This window comes from Muriventricola aceti (assembly GCF_025567565.1).
Lineage (GTDB): Bacteria > Bacillota > Clostridia > Oscillospirales > Oscillospiraceae > Lawsonibacter > Lawsonibacter aceti.
On sequence record NZ_JAOQKF010000005.1, the window covers coordinates 117,653 to 141,040 of the forward strand.

Consider the following 23,388-nt stretch of genomic DNA (forward strand, 5'->3'; position numbering starts at 1 on the left):
TCACAGAACTGGTGCGCCCTTTTTTTACAACAAAGGAGGAATACTGTGAAGACACATGATCTGAAGGAGATCCTTTCCAACCATCCCTATCCTGGCCGCGGCATCGTCCTGGGCCGCACCGCCGACAACAGCAAGGCCGCCATCGCCTATTTCATTATGGGCCGCAGTGAGAACAGCCGCAACCGGGTTTTTGAGGAAACCGAGGACGGCATCCGCACCAAGGCATTTGACGAGAGCAAGATGGTGGACCCCTCTCTCATTATCTACCATCCTGTGAGGGTGGTAAACGGGGCCACCGTAGTCACTAACGGGGACCAGACCGACACCATCCAGCGGTTCCTTCTGGATGGCAAGAGCTATATCGAGGCCCTTCGCACCCGCTGCTTTGAGCCCGATCCCCCCAACTACACCCCCCGCATCTCTGGTGTGGTGGAGGCCGACGGCAGTTATCAGCTATCCATCCTGAAGTCGGCTGACGGTGATCCCAGCTGCAACCACCGCTACTTCTATGAGTACGACGCCCCTGTGGCCGGCACCGGCCACTTCATCCACACCTATCAGGAGAACCTGGACCCTCTGCCCTCCTTCGAGGGCGAGCCCCGGAAGGTGGCCATCGAGGCCCCGGACGCTCAGACCTGGGCGGAAGAGCTCTGGGCCAACCTGAACCACGACAATAAAGTATCCCTGTTCGTCCAGTACATCGACCTGGCCAGCGGCGCCAGGGAGACCGTCATCATCAACAAGCATGGCTGAACACCGCCAGAAAGGAAGTACGCTCACATGAATGAACTGGAACTGAAATACGGCTGCAACCCCAACCAGAAGCCCGCCCGCATCTTTATGGAGCAGGGCGATCTGCCCCTCAAGGTGCTCAATGGCAAGCCGGGCTATATCAACTTTATGGATGCTCTCAACTCCTGGCAGTTGGTGAAGGCTCTGAAGAAGGCCACCGGCCTGCCCGCCGCCGCCTCCTTCAAGCACGTCTCTCCCGCCGGAGCCGCCCTGGGCCTGCCCCTGTCCGATACCGAGCGGCACATCTATTTCGCTCCAGAAGGAGACCTGTCCCCTATCGCCTGCGCCTATATCCGGGCCCGAGGTGCCGACCGGCTGTGCTCCTTCGGGGACTGGGCCGCCCTGTCTGATGTGTGTGACGGAGACACCGCCCGCTTCCTGGCCGCCGAGGTGTCCGACGGCGTCATCGCCCCCGGCTATACTGATGAAGCCCTGGAGATCCTGAAAATGAAACGCAAGGGCAGCTATAATGTGGTTCAGATCGACCCGGAGTACCAGCCCGCCCCTATTGAGCGCCGCAACATTTTCGGTATCACCTTTGAGCAGGGCTATAACGACCTGGATATCAGCGAGGAGATGCTCTCTAACCTGGTCACCGCAAACAAGGAGCTGTCCCAGCAGGCCAAAAACGATATGCTCCTGTCCCTCATCACTTTGAAGTACACCCAGTCCAACTCCGTGTGCTATGTCAAGGATGGCATGACCATCGGTGTAGGTGCCGGCCAGCAGAGCCGCATCCACTGCACCCGTCTGGCGGGCAACAAGGCGGATATCTGGTGGCTGCGTCAGCACCCCAAGGTTTTGGGGCTGCAGTTCGTAGACCACATCCGCCGCCCTGACCGGGATAACGCCATCGACATCTATATCTCCGACGAGCACGACGACGTGCTGGCCGAAGGCGTGTGGCAGAACACCTTCAAAGTGAAGCCCGATGTGTTGACAGAGCAGGAAAAGAAAGATTGGATCGCCCAGATGTCCGGCGTCACCGTGGGCTCCGACGCCTTCTTCCCCTTCGGGGACAACGTGGAGCGGGCCAGGAAGTCCGGCGTGCAGTACATTGCCCAGCCCGGCGGTTCCATCCGGGACGATCAGGTCATCGCCACGGCGGACAAGTACGGCATGGTCATGGCATTTACCGGAATCAGACTGTTCCACCATTAAGCACTTTCAGTGGGGGCTTTGCCCCTCTGGATACGGCGGCGGTTCTTAAGGGGTCCGCCGCCGATACCCCCCTTGCCTTTTCAATGAAAAAGATGCTTTTTACCGCCACACGGCCAGGGGGCATAGTGTCCTGCGGCAAAATAAATTCGCCTTCGGGCAGCATTAATATCCTTTCTGCCTTTGGTAGAAACTCCGCTAAACTGGATGGTCTATGGCCGCCCGTATGAAAGGAGCATATTATGAAAGTTTTAGTCGTCGGCGGAGGCGGGCGTGAGCACGCCATCTGCTGGAAGCTGGCCCAGAGCCCTAGGGTCACGGAGTTATACTGCGCCCCCGGCAACGGTGGCATCGCCCAGGTGGCCAAGTGTGTCCCCATCAAAGCCACCGATGTGGAGGGCATGGTCCAATGGGCCAGGGAGAACGCCATGGACTTTGTCATGGTGGCCCCGGATGACCCCCTGGCCCTGGGTATGGTAGACGCCCTGGAGGCGGCGGGCATCCGCGCCTTTGGCCCCCGTGCCAACGCCGCCATCATCGAGGCCAGCAAGGCCTTTTCCAAAGGGCTAATGAAGAAGTACCACATCCCCACCGCCAAATATGAGACCTTTACCGACTTAGACAACGCCCTGTCCTATATTCGGGCGCAGGGGGCTCCCATCGTAGTCAAGGCCGACGGCCTGGCTCTGGGCAAGGGGGTAGTGGTGGCCGCCACTGTGGAGGAGGCCGAGGCCGCCGTCCGAGACATGATGGAGGGCAGAAAGTTCGGTGACTCCGGCTCCACTGTGGTCATCGAGGAGTGTATGGTAGGCCCTGAGGTGACTGTGCTGGCCTTCTGTGACGGGGAGCACCTGGTCCCCATGCTGTCCAGCCAGGACCACAAACGGGCCTATGACGGAAACCAGGGACCCAACACCGGGGGCATGGGCGCCTTCTGTCCCTCTCCCAAGTACACCCCGGAGATTGCGAAGGAGTGCATGGACAAGATTTTTCTGCCCACTGTGGCTGCTATGAAGGCGGAAGGGCGTCCCTTTAAGGGGGTCATCTACTTCGGCCTAATGCTCACCAAGGACGGCCCCAGAGTGGTAGAGTACAATGCCCGGTTTGGAGACCCGGAGACCCAGCCCATCCTGTCCATGCTGGACAGCGACCTGCTGGACATCTTCGAGGCCTGTGTGGACGGCACCCTGGACCGGTGCGAAATCAAATGGAAGAAGGGCGCCGCCTGCTGTCTGGTGCTGGCCTCCGGAGGCTACCCGGTGAAATACCAGAGCGGTTACCCTATCTCCGGGCTGGATGAGGCGGGCAGGCTGGCCACCGTATTCCACGCCGGCACAAAGATTGGCAAGGACGGCTCGATCCTCACCGCGGGCGGCCGTGTACTGGGGGTCACCACCACCGGGTCCAATCTGGAGGAGGCCATCTCTAGGGCCTATGAGGCGGTCAAGCCCGTCTCCTTCCAGGATATGCACTTCCGCACCGATATCGGGAAGGTATGAACAAGAAAGAATTGGAGGGCGTAGTATTTGACGCCGACGGCACCCTCTTTGACACCGAGCGTCTGGGTTACTGGGCCTGGGAGGAAGCCGGCCGGCAGATGGGTTGCCCTCAGGCGGCAGACTGCTATCCAGAGGTAGTGGGCCGGGGCCGCGGGGATGTGCTGGCCCTTCTGCCCCGGCTCTTGGGGCCCGACTTTCCTCACGAGCCCTTTATGGAGCTCCGCTCCCGGTTAGCCACCGAGCGGATGGAGCGGGAGGGCGTCCCGGTCAAGGAGGGCGCCCGTGAGGTTCTGGAGTTTCTTCAGTCAAGGCAGATGCCCCTGGCGCTGGCAACCTCCACCTATTACGACCGGACCATATACCGGTTGGAGCACTCCGGTCTGGGCCGATACTTCCAGGCCGTTGTGACCGGGGACCAGGTATCCAAGAGCAAGCCGGACCCGGAGATCTATCGGGCGGCCTGCCAGAGGCTGGGCGTCTCTCCGGCCAAGGCGGTTGCTGTTGAGGACTCCCCCAACGGTATCCGCTCCGCCCTCAGTGCGGGGATGACCGCTGTGATGATACCAGACCTGATCCCCTCTTCCCCTGAGTTGGATTCGCTGATCTGGAAAAAATTTGATGATCTGTCCAGCCTACTACACTATTTACAGCGAGAACTGTAAAAAAAACACCCTTCTGTCCTGGTCGCTCCAGGGCAGAAGGGGTATGTGTCATAGTTGGAAAGATAAGCAGTATGTTTCTCTCCGGATAGAAATATTTTGAAAAGGTGTACCTTTACAAATTTTTGCTCCACACCTTTCCAGTTCCTAAATATATCACAAGGCACCTGATTGGGCAAGTTTTTTTCAACATTTTTCCATTTTCATCCCCTTTATAAAAGCACACCTTTTTAATTTTAAATCAGAGGATATTGAAAGGACTGTAAAACATGAAAAAACTTATCTCTATCGCGGCGGCACTGGCGCTCTCCCTCACTCTGGCCGCCTGTGGCACAGGCGGCACTCCCTCCACTGGCGGGACCGCTGACAGCAGCGGCAACGTACACGCGGAAGACGGCTATGGCGAGGGACGGATCGCGGACACTGTACACACTTATTTCTTTGATTATACGGTCAACAGCGCCCACATGGCCAAGGAGTACGAGGGATATCTCCCCGCTGAAGGCAATGAGCTTTTGGTGGCTGAGGTGACTGTAAAAAATACCAGCACCTCCAGCATTGAAATGTATGATACCGACTTCCAGGTCCAGTGGAACAGCGATGACGAGAACGCCTTCTGCTATCCCATCACTACTGACCCGGAGACGTTTGAGGAGTTGCCTCCTCTGACTGACGAGCAGCTTCCCGGTACTTACCCTCTGTCGGTGGACGAGGAAGTGACCGGCCTGCTGGTATACGAGGTACCCGCCGGCAACCGGGATTTTTCCATCTCCTATTTGGAGCAGTTTGACGACAACTCTGAGGGCGATACCTTCTTCGTGTTCTTCACAGCGGAAGACCAATAAGTGATATATAAAGAGCCTGTGTCCCGTGGGACACAGGCTCTTTTTGTTGTGGCAAGGATGTGCCGGGGATCTTTATTCCTCGTACATCTTCTGCAGACGGGTCAGCTTCTCGTAGCGCTTCTTGGCGGTCTCCTCGTTCAGGGCGAAGAGCTCCTTGGCGCGGTCGGGGAAGGACCGGGTCAGGCTGGAGTAGCGGGCCTCGTTCATCAGGAACTCCTGATAGCCGCCGGCGGGCGCCTTGCTGTCCAGGGTAAAGGGATTCTTGCCCTCCGCCTTGGCAGCGGGGTTGAAGCGGAACAGGTTCCAGTAGCCGCACTCCACAGCCTTCTTCATCTCAGCCTGGCAGTTGGTCATACCGCCCTTGATAGAGTGCATCTCACAGGGGGCATAGCCGATGATGAGGGAGGGGCCGTGATAGGCCTCGGCCTCGGCAATGGCCTTCAGGGTCTGGTTGGGGTTGGCACCCATGGCCACCTGGGCCACATAAACGTAGCCGTAGGTCATGGCGATCTCAGCCAGGCTCTTCTTGGCCACGGTCTTACCGGCGGCGGCAAACTGGGCCACCTGGCCGATGTTAGAGGCCTTGGACGCCTGTCCGCCGGTGTTGGAGTACACCTCGGTGTCAAAGACGAAGATATTGACATCCTCGCCGGAGGCCAGGACGTGGTCCACGCCGCCGAAGCCGATGTCGTAAGCCCAGCCGTCGCCGCCGAAGATCCAGACGGACTTCTTGGCCAGGTAATCCTTCTCCTGGAGGATCTCCGCCACCAGCTTGCAGGCGTCGCACTGACACAGCTTCTCACCCTTGGCCTGCAGCTCCTTGCCAAACGCCTGGATCTCAGGGTTGGAGTTAGCCAGCAGCTCGTCCACGGTGCACAGGCTGGCCTCCAGAGCGGCCACATAGGCCTTGGCAGCCTCGCCGTTAGCGGTGCCGTCCTCCATGGTATCCAGCCACTTCTGGGCGGCCTCCTTCAGTTCGGGACGGGCCCACTCCACCGCGATCAGAGCCTCGGTCTTAGCGGCCAGCCGGTTGCGGATGGCCTTCTGACCCAGATACATACCCAGGCCATGCTCGGCGTTGTCCTCAAACAGAGAGTTGGCCCAGGCGGGACCCTTGCCCTCAGCGGTAGTGGCATAGGGAGAGGTAGCGGCGGGGCCGCCCCAGATGGAGGAACAGCCGGTGGCGTTGGAGATATACATCCGGTCGCCGAACAGCTGGGTGATCAGGCGGGCATAGGCGGTCTCGGCGCAGCCGGCGCAGGAGCCGGAGAACTCCAGCAGAGGCTTCTTGAACTGGGAGCCCTTAACAGTCAGGTCAGCCACATCCTCCTTGACGGAAACATTGGCCACCATGTAGTTGAAGGCGTCCTGCTGGGGCAGCTCCTCCTCCTGGCCCACCATGGTCAGGGCGCTGGTGGGACAGATGTTGGCGCACACGCCGCAGCCCATACAATCCAGGGGGCTGATGGCGATGGAGAACTTGTACTGACCCTTGCCCTTGCCGGCCTTCACGTCCACGATCTTGGCGGAAGCGGGAGCCTTGGCGGCCTCCTCCTCAGTCAGGGCAAAGGGACGGATAGTGGCGTGGGGGCAGACATAGGAGCACTGGTTACACTGGATACACTTAGAGGAGTCCCAGGTGGGCACGGAGACGGCCACGCCGCGCTTCTCGTAGGCGGCGGCGCCCAGCTCGAAGGTGCCATCCGCATGGGGCACGAAGGCGGAAACAGGCAGGCTGTCGCCATCCATGCGGTCCACGGGGTCCAGAATGCTGTTGACCATGTCCACCAGCTTGGCGGGGCCAGTGTGCTTGCTGACCTTGACCTCGTCCTTGGCGTTCTTCCAGTCGGCGGGCACATCGTACTTCTTGAAAGCAGTGGCGCCCAGGTCGATGGCCTTGTGGTTCATGTCCACGATATCCTGGCCTTTCTTCAGGTAGGACTTGGTGGCGGCATCCTTCATATACTGGATGGCCTCCTCCTGGGGCATGACCTTGGCCAGAGTAAAGAAGGCGGACTGGAGAATGGTATTGGTACGCTTGCCCATGCCGATCTGCTGGGCCAGGTCGATGGCGTTGATGGTATACAGCTGGATATCGTTCTCGGCAATATACCGCTTGGCCTCGGCAGACAGGTGGTGGGCCAGCTCCTCGTCAGACCACTGGCAGTTGATCATAAACACGCCGCCGGGCTTGACGTCACGGACCATGGGGAAGTCCTTGGTCACATAGGAGGGGTTGTGGCAGGCCACAAAGTCGGCCTTATTGATATAGTAGGGGGAGCGGATGGGCTTATCGCCGAAGCGCAGGTGGCTGATGGTCACACCACCGGTCTTCTTGGAGTCATACTGGAAATAAGCCTGCACGTACTTGTCGGTGTGGTCGCCGATGATCTTGATGGAGTTCTTGTTGGCGCCCACAGTGCCGTCGCCGCCCAGACCCCAGAACTTGCACTCGATGGTGCCTTCCGCGGCGGTGTTGGGCGCCTTGTGCTCCTCCAGGGAGCTGCCGGTCACGTCGTCCACGATGCCCATAGTGAAGTGGTCCTTGGGCTTGTCCTGAGCCAGGTTCTCATACACAGCAAAGACGCTCTTGGGCGGGGTGTCCTTGGAGCCCAAGCCGTAGCGGCCGCCCACGACCACCTTATCGGTGATGCCGGCGCCAGCCAGAGCGGTAATGACATCCAGGTACAGGGGATCGCCCAGGGCTCCGGGCTCCTTGGTGCGGTCCAGAACAGCGATCTTCTTGGCGGTGGCGGGAATGGCGGCGATCAGCTTGTCCGCCTTGAAGGGGCGGTACAGACGGACCTTGATCAGGCCAACCTTCTCACCGTGGGCATTCAGGTAGTCAATGACCTCCTCCGCCACGTCGCAGATGGAGCCCATGGCGATGATGACCCGGTCGGCATCGGGAGCGCCATAGTAGTTGAATAGCTGGTAGTTGGTGCCCAGCTTGGCGTTGATCTTGCCCATGTACTCCTCAACGATCTCAGGAAGAGCGTCATAGTACTTGTTGCAGGCCTCGCGGTGCTGGAAGAAGATATCGCCGTTCTCGTGGGAGCCGCGCATGGTGGGATGCTCAGGGTTCAGCGCACGCTTGCGGAAGTCAGCCACGGCGTCCATGTCCACCATCTCAGCCAGGTCAGCATAGTCCCAGATGGCAACCTTCTGGATCTCGTGGGAAGTACGGAAGCCGTCGAAGAAGTTGATAAAGGGGACGCGGCCCTTGATGGCGGACAGGTGGGCCACAGGAGCCAGGTCCATGACCTCCTGCACGTTGCCCTCAGCCAGCATGGCGAAGCCGGTCTGGCGGCAGGCCATAACGTCGGAGTGGTCGCCAAAGATATTCAGGGACTGAGCGGCCACGGTACGGGCGGATACATGGAACACCGCGGGCAGCAGCTCGCCGGCGATCTTGTACATATTGGGGATCATCAGCAGCAGGCCCTGGGAGGCGGTGTAGGTGGTAGTCAGGGCGCCCGCGTTCAGAGAGCCGTGGACAGTACCGGCGGCACCAGCCTCAGACTGCATCTCGATCACCTTGACAGTGGTGCCAAAGATGTTCTTCTGGCCCTGGGCCGCCCACTGATCCACATAGTCGGCCATAGGACTGGACGGGGTAATGGGGTAGATGCCGGCCACTTCGGTGAAGGCGTAGCTGACATATGCCGCAGCATTGTTGCCGTCCATGGTTTTGAATTTTCTTGCCATGAGAGTTCCCTACTTTCTTCATATTTTGGCGGACGGGCGGGGAACGCTCGTCCATGTTCCAGACATTTCTGCCCTAAGCATGCCAATGCCCCGCCCTGTAAAACGCCTATGATAGTTATAGGTGTTTTCTTATGGGAGCACATGACAGTGCCGCCCCCCGGCAGTAGGGGAGCGGAGCAGTATTCTTGACCGCTCCTAGTTTATCATTTTTTCCCCCGTTTGTAAATCCAATGGATGAAATTTTTCTTGCTTTTTTCCTCAACATATATAGAAAAAGCTATACCTTCCATTGAAATTTTTGGGAGAAACAAGTAAAATAGAAATCAAGCAACCCATCCGGGCCTTCGGTCCGGCAACAGGAGGTTTTCCCATGGTCTTCACCATCCGTTCCCTGGGGCTCCATGGAGTGTCCGGCTATTCTGTTTCCGCCGAATGTGATCTGTCCAGCGGACTGCCCGCCTTCAATGTGGTGGGCCTCCCCGACGCTGCTGTCAACGAGGCCAGAGACCGGGTAAGGGCGGCCATCAAAAACTGCGGCTTCACCTTCCCGGTGAGCCGCATCACCGTCAATCTGGCGCCCGCCCATGTGAAAAAGTCCGGCACTCTCTACGACCTCCCCATTTTGGTGGGAATCCTGTGCGCCGGCGGCCAACTGAAGCTGCGCGACCGGGACTGCGCCTTTGTGGGGGAGCTCTCCCTTTCAGGGGAGCTGCGGCCCTGCGCTGGGATGCTGCCTATGGCCCTACAGGCCAAGCGTGAGGGCATCCGCGCCCTCTTCGTCCCAGAGGATAACGCTGCCGAGGCCACTCTGGCCGATGGTCCCGCCGTCTACCCTGTACGGGATGTGGCCCAGCTGGTACGCCACCTGTCCGGCGAGGAAGCCATCATCCCCGCGCCCCCGTGGTCCCCCTCCCCGGAATCCGACTGCTGCCCCGACTTCTCCGAGGTGAAGGGGCAGGACCTGGTAAAGCGGGCTCTGGAGATTGCCGCTGCCGGGGGACACAATGTACTCATGTCCGGCCCACCAGGCTCCGGCAAGTCCATGCTGGCCCGCCGACTGCCTTCTATTCTGCCTGCCATGTCCCGGCAGGAAGCGCTGGAGACCACTGAGATTCACTCGGTAATGGGCCTGACCTCCAGAGAGCGGCCCCTGATCGATATCAGACCCTTCCGCTCCCCTCACCACACCGTATCCCCTATGGGAATGGCGGGGGGCGGCTCCAATCCCCGGCCAGGTGAAATTTCTCTTGCACACAACGGCGTGCTTTTTTTGGACGAGCTGCCCGAGTTCCCCAAGGAGGTGCTGGAGGTGCTGCGCCAGCCCCTGGAGGACGGCCAGGTCCAGATCTCCCGGGCCTCCGGCACAGTCACCTATCCCAGCCGGTTCATGCTGGTATGCGCCATGAACCCCTGCAAATGCGGCTGGTACGGCCACCCCTCCGGCCGATGCCGGTGTACGGAGCACGAGGTAAAAAAGTATCTCTCCCGCCTGTCCGGCCCCCTGCTGGACCGTATCGACCTCTTTGTTCAGGTGGATGCCCTGAATTTTGAGGAGCTGTCCCAGCGGGAGCAGGCAGAGCCATCCTCCGCGATCAAGGCCCGGGTGGACCGGGCCAGAGCGGTACAGACCCGCCGAAGCGGCTCCCCCTGCAATTCCCAGCTGGGCCGGGTGGAGCTGGACCGCTTCTGTGCCCTGGATGAAGACTGCCAAAAGCTGATGCGGGGAGCCTTCGACCGCCTTGGGCTCACCGCCCGGAGCTATGACCGAATCCTGCGGGTGGCCCGGACCATCGCCGATCTGGAGAGAAGCGAGACCATCCAGCCCCCACACTTGGCCGAGGCCCTGCAGTTCCGCCCACCGGAGTACCTGCGGCGGTGAGGTAAAACCAGGGCGTTCCCCCGATTACTTGGAAATTTATGGAGGAATATACCATGAAATTAAAAAATCCCATGCTGGTGGTCAGGGACATTGATCAGTCTGTGGAATTTTATAACAGGGTGTTTGGGCTCCATGTAATTATGGATTTTGGCGCGAATAAGACCTTAACAGGCGGTCTGGCCCTCCAGACCGCGGAGACCTATCAGGAATTTATCGGAGACAGGGCCATCTCCTTCGGCGGCAACAACTTCGAGCTCTACTTTGAAGAAGATGATTTTGACCAGTTTGCTGACCGGCTCAAGGGGTTCCAGGTGGACTATGTACACCCCGTCAAGGAGCATAGGTGGGGACAGCGCGTGGTCCGCTTCTATGACCCTGACCGGCATATCATTGAGGTCGGGGAAAATATGAAGGCGGTCTGCAGGCGCTTTCTGGCCAGTGGGATGACGCCAGACCAGGTCGCTGTCCGAATGGACGTACCTATGAAATTCGTAAATGCCTGCCTGCGGTGATCCTACATACCGATGCTCCCCCTTGTCCCCCGGAAAAAAATCTGCTATGATGGTTTAATCACCAGTGTTCAACAGGAAAGGAACCGACCAAATATGAATGAAATGATTTTGCTCAAGCTGGGCGAGCTGGTCCTAAAGGGCCTGAACCGCCGCAGCTTTGAGGATAAGCTCCAGGCCAATATCCACCGCCGCTTAAACGGCCTGGGCCAGTTCCGGGTATATACCCGCCAGTCCACCACCTATGTGGAGCCTATGAATGCGGACTGCGACATGGACGGGGCCTGGGAGGCCATGAAAAAAGTCTTTGGAGTCGTGGGGCTGTCCCGGGCCCGCTCCTGTGAGAAGGACAAGGACGCCATCCTGGCCGCCTGCCGGGAGTATCTGGACAGCCAGCTTCACTCCGCCAAAACCTTTAAGGTAGAGACCAAGCGGGCGGACAAGACCTTTCCCATGACCTCTATCCAGGTAAGCCAGTATGTGGGCGGTGAGCTCCATGAGGCCTATGACAATCTGGAAGTGGACGTCCATCACCCGGAGCTGACCGTCTATGTGGAGATTCGGGACTACGCCGCCTTCGTCCACGCCGACCCGGAGCCAGGCGCGGGCGGCCTGCCGGTAGGCATCAACGGCAGAGCGGTATCCCTGCTGTCCGGCGGCATTGACTCGCCAGTGGCCTCCTGGATGGTTGCCAAGCGGGGCGTCGCACTGGAGATGGTCCACTTCTTCTCCTACCCCTATACCTCCCCGGAGGCCAAGGAGAAGGTGCTGGAGCTGGCCCGGCTGCTCACTCCCTGGTGCGGGCGGCTCACGGTCCATGTGGTCCCCTTCACCGCCATCCAGGAGGAGCTGCGCCGCTCCTGCCCGGAGGAGCTGTTCACCATCATCATGCGCCGGTTCATGATGCGCATCTCCCAGGAGGTGGCCAAACGGTGCGGCGCCAAGGCCCTGGTCACTGGTGAGTGTCTGGGCCAGGTGGCCAGCCAGACCATGGAGGCGATGAACGTCACGGGGGCTGTGGCCGCCCTGCCTGTTCTGCGGCCAGTCGTGGGGCTGGACAAGGAGGAGATTGTCCAGATCGCCCGGAAGATCGGCACCTTTGAGACCTCCATCCTGCCCTACGAGGACTGCTGCACCGTTTTTACTCCCCGGCACCCCCGGCTCCGCCCCATTCTCACCGAGGTGGAGGCGGCGGAGGAAAAGCTGGACGTCGACGCCATGGTCCAGGCGGCGGTGGAGGGCATTGAGCGCGTCCAAGTCTGATGGAAAGAGGGAAAGGAGCACGGTCAGCCATGACGATCCGACTTGCTGTCCCTGGAGATGCTCTGGCTCTGTTGGAGATTTACCGTCAGTATATTCAGACCCCCATTACCTTTGAATATGAGCTGCCCACCTTGGAGGAATTTACCCGGCGCATTTCCGATGCGTTGAAACAATACCCCTATCTGGTGCTGGAGGACCAGGGCAGGCTGTTGGGCTACACCTACGCCCATCCAGAGCGTGAGTGGAAGGCCTATCAGTGGAACGCGGAGCTGTCCATCTATTTGGCCCCTGCCGCTGCTGGAAAGGGCTATGGCAGACGGCTGTACCAAGCTCTGCTGGACCTTTTGTCCCTTCAGGGCGTCCGTACCGTATACGGGGTTGTGACCTCTCCGAACCCGGCCAGCGAGGCCCTCCAAAAATCCCTGGGCTTCCGGTTGATTGGCGTACATAAAAATACCGGCTACAAGGCTGGTCAGTGGCGAGACGTGCTGTGGTTTGAGAAGAGTCTGGCTCCCTACGACGCGGACCCCCAGCCTGTCCTCCCTTTCTGCCAGCTTGACCAGCAGCAGGTAGATCGGGTGCTGGCCGCTTACGGTCACGAGGATCCACCGGCATAGCCGGTGGATCTTTTTGTATACAAAAAGGCAGGACCGCTTCAGCGGTCCTGCCTTTTAACGTAAAATTGCTTACTTCAGATTGAAGAAGGCCTTCATGCCGGGGTACTCGGCGATGTCGCCCAGCACCCAATGTGCGCCCGGCGCACATTGGGGACCCGAAGGCTTAAAATGCTCGGCGGAAATGAATTCCGCCTGCGCCAAGGTTTTCGCCTTTGCGAAAACGCTTGTACGCGCTGCGCGCGCCCCATCTGCGATGGGGCCCCGAGGAGCTGGGCGACGGGAAAAGCAAAGCCGCCCGTTGGGCGGCTTTGCTCGGAAGCTTGGAAGCTTACTTCAGATTGAAGAAGGCCTTCATGCCGGGGTACTCGGCGATGTCGCCCAGCTCCTCCTCAATGCGCAGGAGCTGGTTGTACTTGGCCACGCGGTCGGTGCGGCTGGGGGCGCCGGTCTTGATCTGGCCGGCGTTGAGGGCCACGGCGATGTCGGCGATAGTGGCGTCCTCGGTCTCGCCGGAGCGGTGGGACACGATGGCGGTGTAGCCGGCCCGGTTGGCCATCTGGATGGCATCCAAAGTCTCGGTCAGGGTGCCGATCTGGTTGACCTTGATGAGGATGGCGTTGCCCACCTTCTTCTCAATGCCGGTGGACAGGCGCTCCACGTTGGTGACGAACAGGTCGTCGCCCACCAGCTGGACCCGGTCGCCGATGGCCTTGGTGAGCATGGCCCAGCCCTCCCAGTCTGTCTCGGCCATACCGTCCTCCAGGGAAATAATGGGGTAGGTGTCGGCAAACTTCTTCCACATATTGACCAGCTGCTGCTGGGTCAGCTTCTTGCCGGACTTGGGCTGGACATAGCACTTCTGCTCCTCGTCCCACCACTCGGAGGAGGCAGCGTCGATGGCGATCTTGAAGTCCTCGCCGGGCTTGTAGCCAGCCTTCTCAATGGCGGCCACAATGACCTTCAGGGCGTCCTCATCCTTCTTCAGATTGGGGGCGTAGCCGCCCTCGTCGCCCACGCCGGCAGCGGGGGTGCCATTCTCCTTCAGAACGGTCTTCAGGGTGTGGAACACCTCGGCACAGCGGCGGAGGGCCTCACGGAAAGAGGGGGCGGAGACGGGCATAATCATGAACTCCTGGATCTCCACGTTGTTGGTGGCGTGGGCGCCGCCGTTCAAAATGTTCATCATGGGGACAGGAAGCTGTTTAGCGTTCACTCCACCAATATAGTTATACAGGCTGGTGCCCAGGCTCTCAGCGGCGGCCTTGGCGCAGGCCAGGGAGGCGCCAAGAATGGCGTTTGCGCCCAAGCGGCTCTTGTTGGGGGTGCCGTCCAGGTCGATGAGCATTTTGTCGATAGCCACCTGGTCCAGCACGTTGGTGCCAATCAGGGCCTCGGCAATCTCAGTATTCACGTTCTTCACAGCGTTCTCCACGCCCTTGCCCATGTAGCGGCCCTTGTCGCCGTCACGGAGCTCACAGGCCTCATAGATGCCGGTAGATGCGCCGGAGGGCACGGCGGCACGGCCCATAGTGCCGTCCTCCAGATACACCTCTACCTCAACAGTGGGGTTACCGCGGCTGTCCAGGATCTCGCGGCCGACTACGTCCACAATTTCGATCATCTGCTTCATATGATTTTATCTCCTTTCATTTTTCCGGCGGCACGCCGGGCGGTACAGGCCGCCCCTGCTATTGAACGCCGCCGGTATCCGTAGGGGCGGCCTGTGGCCGCCCGAATACGCTCAGGTCACAATCAGGGTTTCCCCATCCATCTCTGCTGGCTTTTCCAGCTTTCCCAAACGGGCAGGCCCGTTTGGGGGCCCTTTGATTTTGAGTCCTCGGGGCAAATAAATTGCCCCTCCGGAAATTCCTCGCTCCGCTCAGAATTTAACCGGCCTGGAAAAGCCCCTTTGACTTGGAACTTCAACTTCCCCGGGATCAGGTCACAATCAGGGTCTCCCCATCCATCTCTGCTGGCTTTTCCAGGCCCATGAGGTCCAGCATAGTGGGGGCGATATCGGCCAGCCGTCCATCCCGCAGCCGCACGTTGGCACCCACGATATAGAAGGGCACGGGGTTAGTGGTGTGGGCAGTGAAGGGCTCACCATCTGTATCCACCATCCGTTCCGCGTTTCCGTGGTCGGCGGTGATTAGGGAAATGCCCCCCATTTTAGAGGTAGCCTCCACCACCTTAGCCACACATTCATCCACCGTAGTCACCGCTTTGCAGGCGGCCTCATAAATCCCGGTGTGGCCCACCATGTCGCAGTTGGCGAAGTTGAGGATGATGACGTCATAGGCTCCGCTTAGGATTCGGCGCACCGCCTCCTCCATCACCTCGTAGGCGGACATCTCCGGCTTCAGGTCATAGGTGGCTACCTTGGGAGAGGCGATGAGCACCCGGTCCTCCCCTGGGAATACCTGCTCCACACCTCCATTGAAGAAGAAGGTGACATGGGCGTACTTCTCCGTCTCCGCGATGCGCAGCTGGGTCAGTCCCAGCTTTGAGATATACTCTCCAAAAATATTCTCCAGCTTCTGGCGGGGATAGGCCACTGTGACATTGGGCATGGTGGCGTCATACTCGGTGGTACAGACGAAGTGGACCGGTACAAAGCCGGTCGTACGCTGGACATCTGTAAAGTCCTCGTCCACCATAGTGCGGGTGATCTCCCTGGCCCGGTCAGGGCGGAAATTGAAAAAGATCACCGAATCATTGTCCTGGAACTGGGCCCCCTTGGCGCAAACCACGGGCTCCATGAACTCATCTGTGACGCCGGCGTCATAGGACTTTTGAACCGCAGCCGCGGGGTCGGGCTCATAGGGAGCCTGCCCGCAGACCATGGCGTCATAGGCCCGCTGGAGCCGATCCCATCGCTTATCCCGGTCCATGGCGTAGTACCGGCCCATCACCGTGGCGATCTGTCCCACGCCCAGCTGCTGGAGCTTGGCCTGGAGCTGCTCGACAAAGTGCTTGCCGGAGGTGGGAGGCACGTCCCGTCCGTCCAGAAAACAGTGGACATAGACCTTTTCAATTCCCTGCTCCTTGGCCATCTGGAGCAGGGCAAAAAGATGGGTGATGTGGCTGTGGACACCGCCGTCAGACAGCAGGCCCATCAGGTGCAGGGCAGAACCCCATTCCCGGCAGTTCTCCATCGCCTCTGTATAGGCGGTGTTTTTAAAAAATTCGCCGCTCTGAATATCACGGCTGATGTGGGGCAGGTCCTGGAACACCACCCGGCCCGCGCCGATGTTGGTATGTCCCACCTCACTGTTGCCCATCTGCCCCTCAGGCAGACCTACATCCAGCCCGGAGGCAGACAGACGGCAGCCGGGGCACTCGGCAAAAATACGGTCCAGATTAGGGGTAGGGGCATTGGCTATGGCGTTGCCGGCGGACTGGGCCCCGGTGCCAAAGCCATCCATAATGATAAGAGTCGTAGGTGTTTTCATAACAAACCTTTCTTTTCAGGGTACTCATGGTCACACCGCCTTTGGCGGCCTCCCATTCTGGGGCGGCTTTGCCGCCCGCCTTACACTCACGTTCACGCTGGTCCAGTATGGGCAGCGGCCGCAAGATTACTCCTGATTCGCCGCGTTGATGATCTGCACGAAATCGGCGGGCTTCAGAGAGGCTCCACCGATCAGGCCGCCGTCCACGTCGGGCTGGGCCAGCAGCTCGGCGGCGTTCTTGGCGTTCATAGAGCCGCCGTACTGGATGGTGACGGACCGGGCCACATGGGCGCCATACAGCTTGCGGATGACGGCACGGATCGCCTGGCAGACCTCACCGGCCTGCTCGGCGGTAGCGGTCTTGCCAGTGCCGATGGCCCACAGGGGCTCGTAGGCGATGACCACATGGCGCATTTTTTCAGCGGGCACATTTGCCAGAGCGCACTTGACCTGATAGGCGATCAGCTCCATGGTGACGCCCAGTTCCCGCTGCTCTAGGCTCTCGCCCACGCAGATGATGGGGGTAAGGCCGGCATTGATGGCGGCGTGGACCTTCTTGTTCACAGTAAAGTCAGTTTCGTTATAATACTGGCGGCGCTCGGAGTGGCCGATGATGACATACTTGGCGCCGGCCTCCTTGATCATCTCGGCGGTGATCTCTCCGGTATAGGCGCCGTGGTCCTCGTAGTGGCAGGTCTCGGCGCCGATGGCGATATGGCAGTCTTTGAACAGACGGACAGCCGCCTGGATGTTGGTGGCGGGGACACAGAGCACCACGTTGCACCACTTGCCCTTGGGCATAATCGGCTTGATCTCCTCAGCAAATGCCTTGGTCTGGGAGAGGGTGTTGTTCATCTTCCAGTTGCCGGCGATGATAGTCTTACGATAACGACGATTCATGGCGATTACTCCTATCTTTTCCTTTTGTATATTTTGTAATAGAGCAAAGCAGCAGAGAGAGGAAAACAAAAGTACAGGCGTCTCCTGTGTCTCTCTGTTTTCCGCCGTTCACGCTCCTGACTTCGCTCTTTGTTCCGCGTCACCCGCGGGCAAGCCGCTTTGGAGGACTCCGCCTCCCTTTTTTATGACAGATCTGGCCTATCGTGGGACGGGACAAAGCCTTACTTGTCCAGCAGGCAGGCCACTCCTGGAAGTTCCTTCCCTTCCATAAACTCCAGGCTGGCGCCGCCGCCGGTGCTGATATGGGTCATCTTGTCGGCATAACCCAGCTGCTGCACTGCGGCCGCGGAGTCGCCGCCACCGATAATGGTAATGGCGCTGGTCTTGGACAGGGCCTCGGCCACCGCCTCGGTTCCCTTAGCGAAAGCGGGGAACTCAAACACGCCCATAGGCCCGTTCCAGATGACGGTGCCCGCGTCAGCCACAGCGTCACAATAGAGCTTGACCGTTTCCGGGCCGATATCCAGTCCCTGCCAGCCGTCCGGGATCGACCCGGCCTTCACCACCTGGGTGTTGGCGTCTGGAGCAAATTTGTCCGCGCACACTGTGTCCACAGGGAGGAGCAGCTTGACACCCTTGTCCTTTGCCTTCTGGACCATCTCCTTGGAGTAGTCCATCCAGTCGGCCTCCAGCAGGGAGTCGCCCACCTTACCGCCCTGGGCGGCGGAGAAGGTGTAGGCCATGCCGCCGCCGATGATGATGGTGTCGGCGATCTCCAGCAGGTTGTTGATGACGCCGATCTTGGAGGACACCTTAGACCCGCCCAGAATAGCCACCAGAGGCCGCTTGGGGTTGGCCAGGGCGCCGCCAATGATCTCCAGCTCCTTCTGGATCAGAAAGCCGGACACGGCGGGCAGATAGTCGGCCACCCCGGCGGTGGAGGCGTGGGCCCGGTGGACGGCGCCAAAGGCGTCGGACACATAGACGTCTGCCAGGGAAGCCATGGCTTTGGCCAGGGCGGGGTCATTCTTGGTCTCCCCCTTCTCAAAGCGGGTGTTCTCTAGCAGCAGCACCTGGCCAGGCTGGAGCGCGGCGGCCTTAGCCTGGGCGTCGGGCCCTACTACGTCCTCCGCCATGAGCACCGGCCTGCCCAGCAGTTCGCTCAGGCGGGCGGCCACCGGCTTCAGAGACAGCTCTGCCAGAGACTTTTTCCACTTCTCCTCTGTCAGAGAGGCGGGGTCTTTCCCCTTCTCAGTCTGCTTCTTCACATAGGAATCAAAGGTAGCCGCCGGCTTACCCATGTGGGAGCAGGCAATCACCGCCGCCCCCTGGTCCAGCAGATACTGGATCGTGGGCAGGGCGGCCCGGATGCGCTTGTCATCGGTGATAACGCCGCTTCCGTCCTTCGCCATCGGCACATTGAAATCACAGCGCAACAGGACCTTTTTCCCCTTGATATCGATGTCCTTCACCGTCTTTTTATTGTAGTTCATCTCTTGGCTCCTTTCTTAAAACAAAAGGGTTATAGAACTTGGGATCTCCCTTTCTCCGCCATCTCGCCTTCGCCCGACAGCCCCGGAAAGTCGAGCTGCCGCAGCGCCTCATAGGTAAGGACGGCCACTGAATTGGCCAGATTTAGGCTTCTGGCATCCGGCCGCATCGGGATGCGGATACACCGGCCCGGGTACTGCCGGCGAAATCCCTCCGGCAGCCCCGCGGTTTCCTTCCCAAAGAACAGCCAGCAATTATCTCGAAAGACTGCCTGGGTATAGTCCCGTGGCGCTTTCGTCGTGGCCAGCCACAAATCCGGGGCAGGATTGACTTCAAAGAAGTGGTCCAACCCCTCATAGACCTGAAGATCCACCATATTCCAGTAATCCAGCCCGGCCCGACGCACGGCTTTTTCACTGATATCAAAACCCAGAGGCTTGATCAGATGGAGGCGGCTGCGGGTAGCGGCGCAGGTCCGTGCGATATTCCCGGTATTCTGCGGGATCTCTGGTTCTACCAGCACGATATTCAGCACAGCAGGACCCCCCTTGATTTCGCGGGTATCATTGTATTCCATTTTATCGGGAATTTCAACTGTAATTTGGTCGAAAAATTGCAAAAAATCAAAAAACAGGGCCATTTTTCATTCTGCCCCCAAAAAGCGGGGATCCTATTTTTTTATTTCTTATTAAACTATTCTTTTCCCGCCCTTGCTCTCATCTTAATGCCCGGCTTTTCTCTTTAATACAGCTCCTATCCTTCTTCTTCCAACCCCATACCCAGTTTTTTCCGCCGCTCACTTAAAAATTTTGGCTCTTTTTTGCTCCTCCTATTCCCCTTTCTTTCAAACTCGTGCTATAATGGTGCCAGGTCTAAAAGATATGGGCATTTTCCACAAATCTATGCTTGCGGGGAGCTCTGCTCCCCAAAAGGAGGCGGCATTTATGAAGCTTATCTGGAACGGGCATTCCTGTTTCACCATTCAATCAGAGGATGGCACCCTGGTACTAGACCCCTATCAGGACGGGTCTGTGCCCGGTCTGAGCCCCCTGTCTCTGACGGCCGACCTGGTGCTGTGCAGCCATGAACACCGGGACCACGGGGCCAGGGAGACGGTAGCGCTCACCGGCCGCACCGCCGCTTTTCAAGTGGATCGGCTGGACGCCTTCCACGACGATTCCCAAGGCAGCCAGCGGGGGAAAAACACCATCCACATCCTCTCCTCCCAGGGACTGCGGGTGGCCCATCTAGGTGATTTGGGCTGCTTCCCCACTCCGGAGCAGATGGACCGGCTGATGGGGCTGGACGCTCTACTCCTCCCTGTGGGGGGCTATTACACCATCGACGCCCAGCAGGCCCATGAACTGGTCCGCGCGTTGAGGCCCCGTGTGGTGGTGCCTATGCATTACCGCTCCGACTCCTTTGGCTTTGATGTCATCGCCCGGCTGGAGGATTTTCTGGCCCTGTGCGACCACGTGGTCCGCTATGATGGCAACACCCTGGAGCTGACCTGTGACACCCCCGCCCAGACCGCTGTGCTGACCTATCAGGCGGGAAAATAGACCGGCTCCCATTCCCCGCATACCATAAACCAATGACTGGAGGTCTTTCCCATGTCTCACACTGTCGAGATCCTTTCCGTAGGCACCGAGCTGCTTCTCGGCAACATCGCCAACACCGACGCCCAGACGCTCTCTCAAGGGTTAAGCGAGCTGGGGCTTAACGTCTACTACCACACAGTAGTGGGCGACAATCCTCAGCGGGCCCGGGAGGCGGTGGCTATCGCCAAGAAGCGGGCGGATATCATCATCACCACCGGCGGGCTGGGCCCCACCTGCGACGACTTGACTAAGAACGTGCTGGCCGAGGCGTTTGGTAAAAAGCTCGTCTTTGACGAGCCCTCTGCGGAGCGCATCCGCTCCTACTTTGCCAAGACGAAACGGCCCATGACGGAGAACAATCTGCAGCAGGCCATGCTGCCAGAGGGCTGCACCGTCCTGGCCAACGACTGGGGGACTGCCCCCGGCTGCGCCTTTCAGGCCGAAGGGGTCCATGTCATCATGCTCCCTGGCCCCCCCAGCGAGTGCCGCCCCATGTTTCAATACCGGGCAAAGCCCTATCTCCAATCCCTGTCCGAGGGCGTCATCGCCTCCCACACGCTGAAGCTGTTTGGCATCGGTGAGTCAGCGATGGAGGCCCAGCTCCGGGATCAGATGAACGCGATGTCCAACCCCACCCTGGCCCCCTACGCCAAGGAGGGGGAGTGCGAGCTCCGGGTCACCGCCAAGGCCCCCACCGACGCCGAGGCACAGGCCCTGCTGAAGCCTACGGTGGAACAGGTGAAGGCCCTCTTCGGCTCTAAGGTCTACGGGGTGGATGTGTCCTCTTTGGAGGAGGTGGTCGAGGGGCTGCTGCGGGAGAAGGGAATGACCATCGGCGTGGCCGAGAGCTGCACCGGCGGGCTGATGGCCAAGCGGCTGACCGATGTGGCTGGAGCCTCCCAAGTCTTTCTGGGTGGCATCGTGTCCTACACCAACCAGGTGAAGGCAGGGATGCTCCATGTGCCCCAGCACCTGTTGGACCAGTTTGGGGCCGTGTCCCCCGAGGTGGCGCTGGCCATGGCAGAGGGGGCCCGGAAGGCCCTGGGGTGCGACATCGCTCTTGCCACCACCGGAGTTGCCGGGCCGGACAAGGACGATTGGGACAACGAGGTGGGCACCATGTTCGTGGCCATCGCCACCCCGGACGGCACCCATGTGCGTCCCTTGAAGCTGGGCAGCCGCCCGGTCCGGGCCCGGCTGCGTACCCAGACCGCCCATCACGCCTTCGATCTGGCCCGGCGGTATCTCACCGGCCTGCCCTATGAGGACGGAGCGGTCTGACAGAAAACGGGACAACAATGGACTGTCGAAAAAGTGGCTATGCCACTTTTTCGACAAATTGGGACGGGGCCTCTGTCTATGACAGAGGCCCCGTTTTCTTTAATCCTTCCGCAGGAAATACCGGACCATGGTCAGCCCCAGCAGGGCTATGATCCCCATATACACATAGAGCAAAAACTGCTCTGCTGTACCGATACCGCCGCCCCAGCTTTCTGTCACCGATCCGTCCCGGTACCGGCCGGTAATGTCATTTCCTTCCCTGTCCAGAAGGCGTATTTCCCGGACATCCAGCCAAAACACCTGATCCTGACCATCCCCGAATTCCCAGCCCAAGTCCCGGATCAATTCTTCCTGGTCATAAAGCCACAGGAAGTCAGGCTCCTCCAGGTCATAGGTCCGGGTGGTGGTCCACCGCTGGATCCCGTCCCAGCTTCCGCCCCAGAATTCCAGCTGGGCGGACAATATCTCCCGGCACCCATACCCGGCAATCATAAACTGTGTCCGGTCCGTCCCCAATCTACCGCAATATACTCCGGCGGTGTAAGGGGAGGGGGAATAGGAGGCGCTGACCGGGCGGTATTTGCCAAATATCCCCCGCTTGAGCAGTACGATCCCATTTACATTATTAGCGTTGTCCGCCTTGAAAAAAATTGCCAGTTGTCCTTCTATTTCCTGCCAGCCGCCCACATGGATCGGCGTTCCCTCCTGGACTCCCTTTGTGTCCCGGCTGTCTGATGGACGGGATACATAATCCTCCACAGCGGCCAGCCGGCCGGCCTCGGTATTGGGATAGTGGAACTCCTGGTCATAGAGCCACCACATACACCACAGGGCCACCACCACTGACAGCGCGGCAGCCAGCAGCCGGGTCCGCTTCACCCGTTTCAGGAACTTCAGCGTCCCCTTTGGCGCTTTCTCCAGCGGCACCTGCGCCCGCATATCCTTCTCCAGCTCCCTGCAATTCTCACAGCCCTCCAGGTGCGCCCGCACCTGAGCGGAAGTTTCCTCCTCCGTCAGTCCCTCCAAATAGGCGGGCAGCAGGTCCCGCACCACACAGCAGTCCAAATTATTGCGACCGTTTTCCACCATATCCACCTCCCATCAGTTTGGCCAGTTCCTCCTTACCCCGGTAAAAGCGCACCCTGGCCCACACCTCGCTCTTTCCCAAAATGTCCCCGATCTCACGGAAGGAGAAATCGCCGGCCAGCCGAAGGTGGATCACCTCCCGTGTATCCCCGTCCAGCCGCTGCATGGCCCGGTACAGTGCCATACGGTCCTCCCTCCGCTCTGTCTCCTCCACTGGATCGTCAGAGGCAGCCAGGGTAGACAGCCGCTCCTCCTCCAGCGGAGCCGTCCTCTTCCGGCGCTCCAGTTCCTTGTACCACAGGCGCTTGGCGATGGCGCACAGCCAGACCTGGGGCGTGCTGTCCCCCCGAAAGGCATCCAGGTTCTTCAGCGCCTGATAGAAGGTCTCTTGGGTCAGTTCCTCCGCGGTATCCTGCTCCCCGGTGATGGAGAACAGATATCGGAACACCTGCCGGGCGTGCTGCTCGTACAGGTCCTCCCCCCTGTGTGCCATGGCCTTCACCTCCCTCTCTCTGACCGTTAGTTCCTTGTCAGGCCCTTTCGTTACAACATTTTACCCGTCTATAAAAAATACTTATTTTTCCATCTATTCGCGCAAAAGGTCGATTCCATCTTGCCTTTTGCCATGTCTATTGCTATAATCTAAAA

At 59.5% G+C, this 23,388-nt stretch carries 20 protein-coding genes; 11 read left to right on the top strand and 9 right to left on the bottom strand.

What is annotated here, in order from left to right:
- The first annotated feature begins 45 nt into the window (after positions 1 to 45).
- The 5 genes from OCV64_RS07260 to OCV64_RS07280 all read left to right on the top strand — a co-directional run bounded on the left by OCV64_RS07260 (position 46) and on the right by OCV64_RS07280 (position 4,953).
- A complete protein-coding gene (locus OCV64_RS07260) occupies positions 46 to 753 on the top strand; it encodes an IMP cyclohydrolase (protein WP_147571576.1) in 708 nt (235 codons plus the stop codon).
- Positions 754 to 780: 27 nt separating this feature from the next.
- Positions 781 to 1,953, top strand: a complete 1,173-nt coding sequence (locus tag OCV64_RS07265) for a phosphoribosylaminoimidazolecarboxamide formyltransferase (protein WP_240288282.1) — start codon at positions 781 to 783, stop codon at positions 1,951 to 1,953.
- A 239-nt stretch (positions 1,954 to 2,192) separates the two neighbouring features.
- Positions 2,193 to 3,449, top strand: coding sequence for a phosphoribosylamine--glycine ligase (purD, locus tag OCV64_RS07270; protein ID WP_262669698.1), 1,257 nt, complete (start codon positions 2,193 to 2,195; stop codon positions 3,447 to 3,449).
- Complete coding sequence (locus tag OCV64_RS07275; RefSeq protein WP_262669699.1) at positions 3,446 to 4,111, top strand: HAD family hydrolase; 666 nt, start codon at positions 3,446 to 3,448, stop codon at positions 4,109 to 4,111. Before purD ends, OCV64_RS07275 begins: the two co-directional genes overlap by 4 nt.
- A gap of 266 nt (positions 4,112 to 4,377) precedes the next feature.
- On the top strand, positions 4,378 to 4,953 hold the full coding sequence (locus OCV64_RS07280; protein WP_147571584.1) for a DUF4352 domain-containing protein: 576 nt from the start codon (positions 4,378 to 4,380) through the stop codon (positions 4,951 to 4,953).
- A gap of 72 nt (positions 4,954 to 5,025) precedes the next feature.
- Here the strand turns inward: OCV64_RS07280 and nifJ are convergent, their stop codons facing one another.
- Positions 5,026 to 8,661 (bottom strand): pyruvate:ferredoxin (flavodoxin) oxidoreductase, encoded by a 3,636-nt coding sequence (gene nifJ, locus OCV64_RS07285; protein ID WP_186851915.1) that lies wholly within the window; start codon positions 8,659 to 8,661, stop codon positions 5,026 to 5,028.
- 370 nt (positions 8,662 to 9,031) lie between these two features.
- Between nifJ and OCV64_RS07290 the strand changes: the two genes are divergently transcribed.
- From OCV64_RS07290 to OCV64_RS07305, 4 genes are all read left to right on the top strand, one after another.
- The gene (locus OCV64_RS07290) at positions 9,032 to 10,540 is read left to right on the top strand and encodes a YifB family Mg chelatase-like AAA ATPase (protein ID WP_147571588.1); all 1,509 of its coding nucleotides are present in this window, start codon (positions 9,032 to 9,034) and stop codon (positions 10,538 to 10,540) included.
- Between the two features lie 53 nt (positions 10,541 to 10,593).
- The gene (locus OCV64_RS07295; RefSeq protein ID WP_147571590.1) at positions 10,594 to 11,052 is read left to right on the top strand and encodes a VOC family protein; all 459 of its coding nucleotides are present in this window, start codon (positions 10,594 to 10,596) and stop codon (positions 11,050 to 11,052) included.
- A gap of 93 nt (positions 11,053 to 11,145) precedes the next feature.
- Positions 11,146 to 12,312, top strand: a complete 1,167-nt coding sequence (thiI, locus tag OCV64_RS07300) for a tRNA uracil 4-sulfurtransferase ThiI (protein ID WP_262669700.1) — start codon at positions 11,146 to 11,148, stop codon at positions 12,310 to 12,312.
- Between the two features lie 29 nt (positions 12,313 to 12,341).
- A complete protein-coding gene (locus tag OCV64_RS07305) occupies positions 12,342 to 12,929 on the top strand; it encodes a GNAT family N-acetyltransferase (protein WP_186851912.1) in 588 nt (195 codons plus the stop codon).
- 69 nt (positions 12,930 to 12,998) lie between these two features.
- Here OCV64_RS07305 and OCV64_RS07310 read toward each other — a convergent pair whose 3' ends face one another.
- The 6 genes from OCV64_RS07310 to OCV64_RS07335 all read right to left on the bottom strand — a co-directional run bounded on the left by OCV64_RS07310 (position 12,999) and on the right by OCV64_RS07335 (position 19,307).
- The gene (locus OCV64_RS07310; protein WP_262669701.1) at positions 12,999 to 13,130 is read right to left on the bottom strand and encodes a hypothetical protein; all 132 of its coding nucleotides are present in this window, start codon (positions 13,128 to 13,130) and stop codon (positions 12,999 to 13,001) included.
- A gap of 127 nt (positions 13,131 to 13,257) precedes the next feature.
- A complete protein-coding gene (eno, locus tag OCV64_RS07315; protein ID WP_186851911.1) occupies positions 13,258 to 14,559 on the bottom strand; it encodes a phosphopyruvate hydratase in 1,302 nt (433 codons plus the stop codon).
- A 307-nt stretch (positions 14,560 to 14,866) separates the two neighbouring features.
- The gene (gene gpmI, locus OCV64_RS07320; RefSeq protein WP_262669702.1) at positions 14,867 to 16,381 is read right to left on the bottom strand and encodes a 2,3-bisphosphoglycerate-independent phosphoglycerate mutase; all 1,515 of its coding nucleotides are present in this window, start codon (positions 16,379 to 16,381) and stop codon (positions 14,867 to 14,869) included.
- Positions 16,382 to 16,507: 126 nt separating this feature from the next.
- Positions 16,508 to 17,281, bottom strand: a complete 774-nt coding sequence (tpiA, locus tag OCV64_RS07325) for a triose-phosphate isomerase (RefSeq protein WP_147571600.1) — start codon at positions 17,279 to 17,281, stop codon at positions 16,508 to 16,510.
- 221 nt (positions 17,282 to 17,502) lie between these two features.
- Positions 17,503 to 18,774, bottom strand: a complete 1,272-nt coding sequence (locus OCV64_RS07330; protein WP_262669703.1) for a phosphoglycerate kinase — start codon at positions 18,772 to 18,774, stop codon at positions 17,503 to 17,505.
- Positions 18,775 to 18,803: 29 nt separating this feature from the next.
- A complete protein-coding gene (locus OCV64_RS07335; RefSeq protein WP_262669704.1) occupies positions 18,804 to 19,307 on the bottom strand; it encodes a tRNA (cytidine(34)-2'-O)-methyltransferase in 504 nt (167 codons plus the stop codon).
- A 409-nt stretch (positions 19,308 to 19,716) separates the two neighbouring features.
- Between OCV64_RS07335 and OCV64_RS07340 the strand changes: the two genes are divergently transcribed.
- Together OCV64_RS07340 and OCV64_RS07345 are read left to right on the top strand one after the other, a co-directional pair.
- A complete protein-coding gene (locus OCV64_RS07340) occupies positions 19,717 to 20,334 on the top strand; it encodes an MBL fold metallo-hydrolase (RefSeq protein ID WP_262669705.1) in 618 nt (205 codons plus the stop codon).
- Between the two features lie 51 nt (positions 20,335 to 20,385).
- Positions 20,386 to 21,654: a competence/damage-inducible protein A gene (locus OCV64_RS07345; RefSeq protein ID WP_147571608.1), complete on the top strand. Its 1,269-nt coding sequence runs from the start codon at positions 20,386 to 20,388 to the stop codon at positions 21,652 to 21,654.
- A gap of 99 nt (positions 21,655 to 21,753) precedes the next feature.
- Here the strand turns inward: OCV64_RS07345 and OCV64_RS07350 are convergent, their stop codons facing one another.
- A complete protein-coding gene (locus tag OCV64_RS07350; RefSeq protein WP_147571610.1) occupies positions 21,754 to 22,743 on the bottom strand; it encodes a zf-HC2 domain-containing protein in 990 nt (329 codons plus the stop codon).
- A complete protein-coding gene (locus tag OCV64_RS07355; RefSeq protein WP_147571612.1) occupies positions 22,721 to 23,233 on the bottom strand; it encodes an RNA polymerase sigma factor in 513 nt (170 codons plus the stop codon). Before OCV64_RS07355 ends, OCV64_RS07350 begins: the two co-directional genes overlap by 23 nt.
- Between the last annotated feature and the right edge of the window lie 155 nt (positions 23,234 to 23,388).

Coding starts and splice junctions, on each gene's coding strand:
- OCV64_RS07265 (WP_240288282.1), top strand. CDS start 781: ATGAATGAACTGGAACTGAAATACGGCTGCAACCCCAACCAGAAGCCC.
- purD (WP_262669698.1), top strand. CDS start 2,193: ATGAAAGTTTTAGTCGTCGGCGGAGGCGGGCGTGAGCACGCCATCTGC.
- OCV64_RS07275 (WP_262669699.1), top strand. CDS start 3,446: ATGAACAAGAAAGAATTGGAGGGCGTAGTATTTGACGCCGACGGCACC.
- OCV64_RS07280 (WP_147571584.1), top strand. CDS start 4,378: ATGAAAAAACTTATCTCTATCGCGGCGGCACTGGCGCTCTCCCTCACT.
- nifJ (WP_186851915.1), bottom strand. CDS start 8,661: ATGGCAAGAAAATTCAAAACCATGGACGGCAACAATGCTGCGGCATAT.
- OCV64_RS07290 (WP_147571588.1), top strand. CDS start 9,032: ATGGTCTTCACCATCCGTTCCCTGGGGCTCCATGGAGTGTCCGGCTAT.
- OCV64_RS07295 (WP_147571590.1), top strand. CDS start 10,594: ATGAAATTAAAAAATCCCATGCTGGTGGTCAGGGACATTGATCAGTCT.
- thiI (WP_262669700.1), top strand. CDS start 11,146: ATGAATGAAATGATTTTGCTCAAGCTGGGCGAGCTGGTCCTAAAGGGC.
- OCV64_RS07305 (WP_186851912.1), top strand. CDS start 12,342: ATGACGATCCGACTTGCTGTCCCTGGAGATGCTCTGGCTCTGTTGGAG.
- eno (WP_186851911.1), bottom strand. CDS start 14,559: ATGAAGCAGATGATCGAAATTGTGGACGTAGTCGGCCGCGAGATCCTG.
- gpmI (WP_262669702.1), bottom strand. CDS start 16,381: ATGAAAACACCTACGACTCTTATCATTATGGATGGCTTTGGCACCGGG.
- tpiA (WP_147571600.1), bottom strand. CDS start 17,281: ATGAATCGTCGTTATCGTAAGACTATCATCGCCGGCAACTGGAAGATG.
- OCV64_RS07330 (WP_262669703.1), bottom strand. CDS start 18,774: ATGAACTACAATAAAAAGACGGTGAAGGACATCGATATCAAGGGGAAA.
- OCV64_RS07340 (WP_262669705.1), top strand. CDS start 19,717: ATGAAGCTTATCTGGAACGGGCATTCCTGTTTCACCATTCAATCAGAG.
- OCV64_RS07345 (WP_147571608.1), top strand. CDS start 20,386: ATGTCTCACACTGTCGAGATCCTTTCCGTAGGCACCGAGCTGCTTCTC.
- OCV64_RS07350 (WP_147571610.1), bottom strand. CDS start 22,743: ATGGTGGAAAACGGTCGCAATAATTTGGACTGCTGTGTGGTGCGGGAC.
- OCV64_RS07355 (WP_147571612.1), bottom strand. CDS start 23,233: ATGGCACACAGGGGGGAGGACCTGTACGAGCAGCACGCCCGGCAGGTG.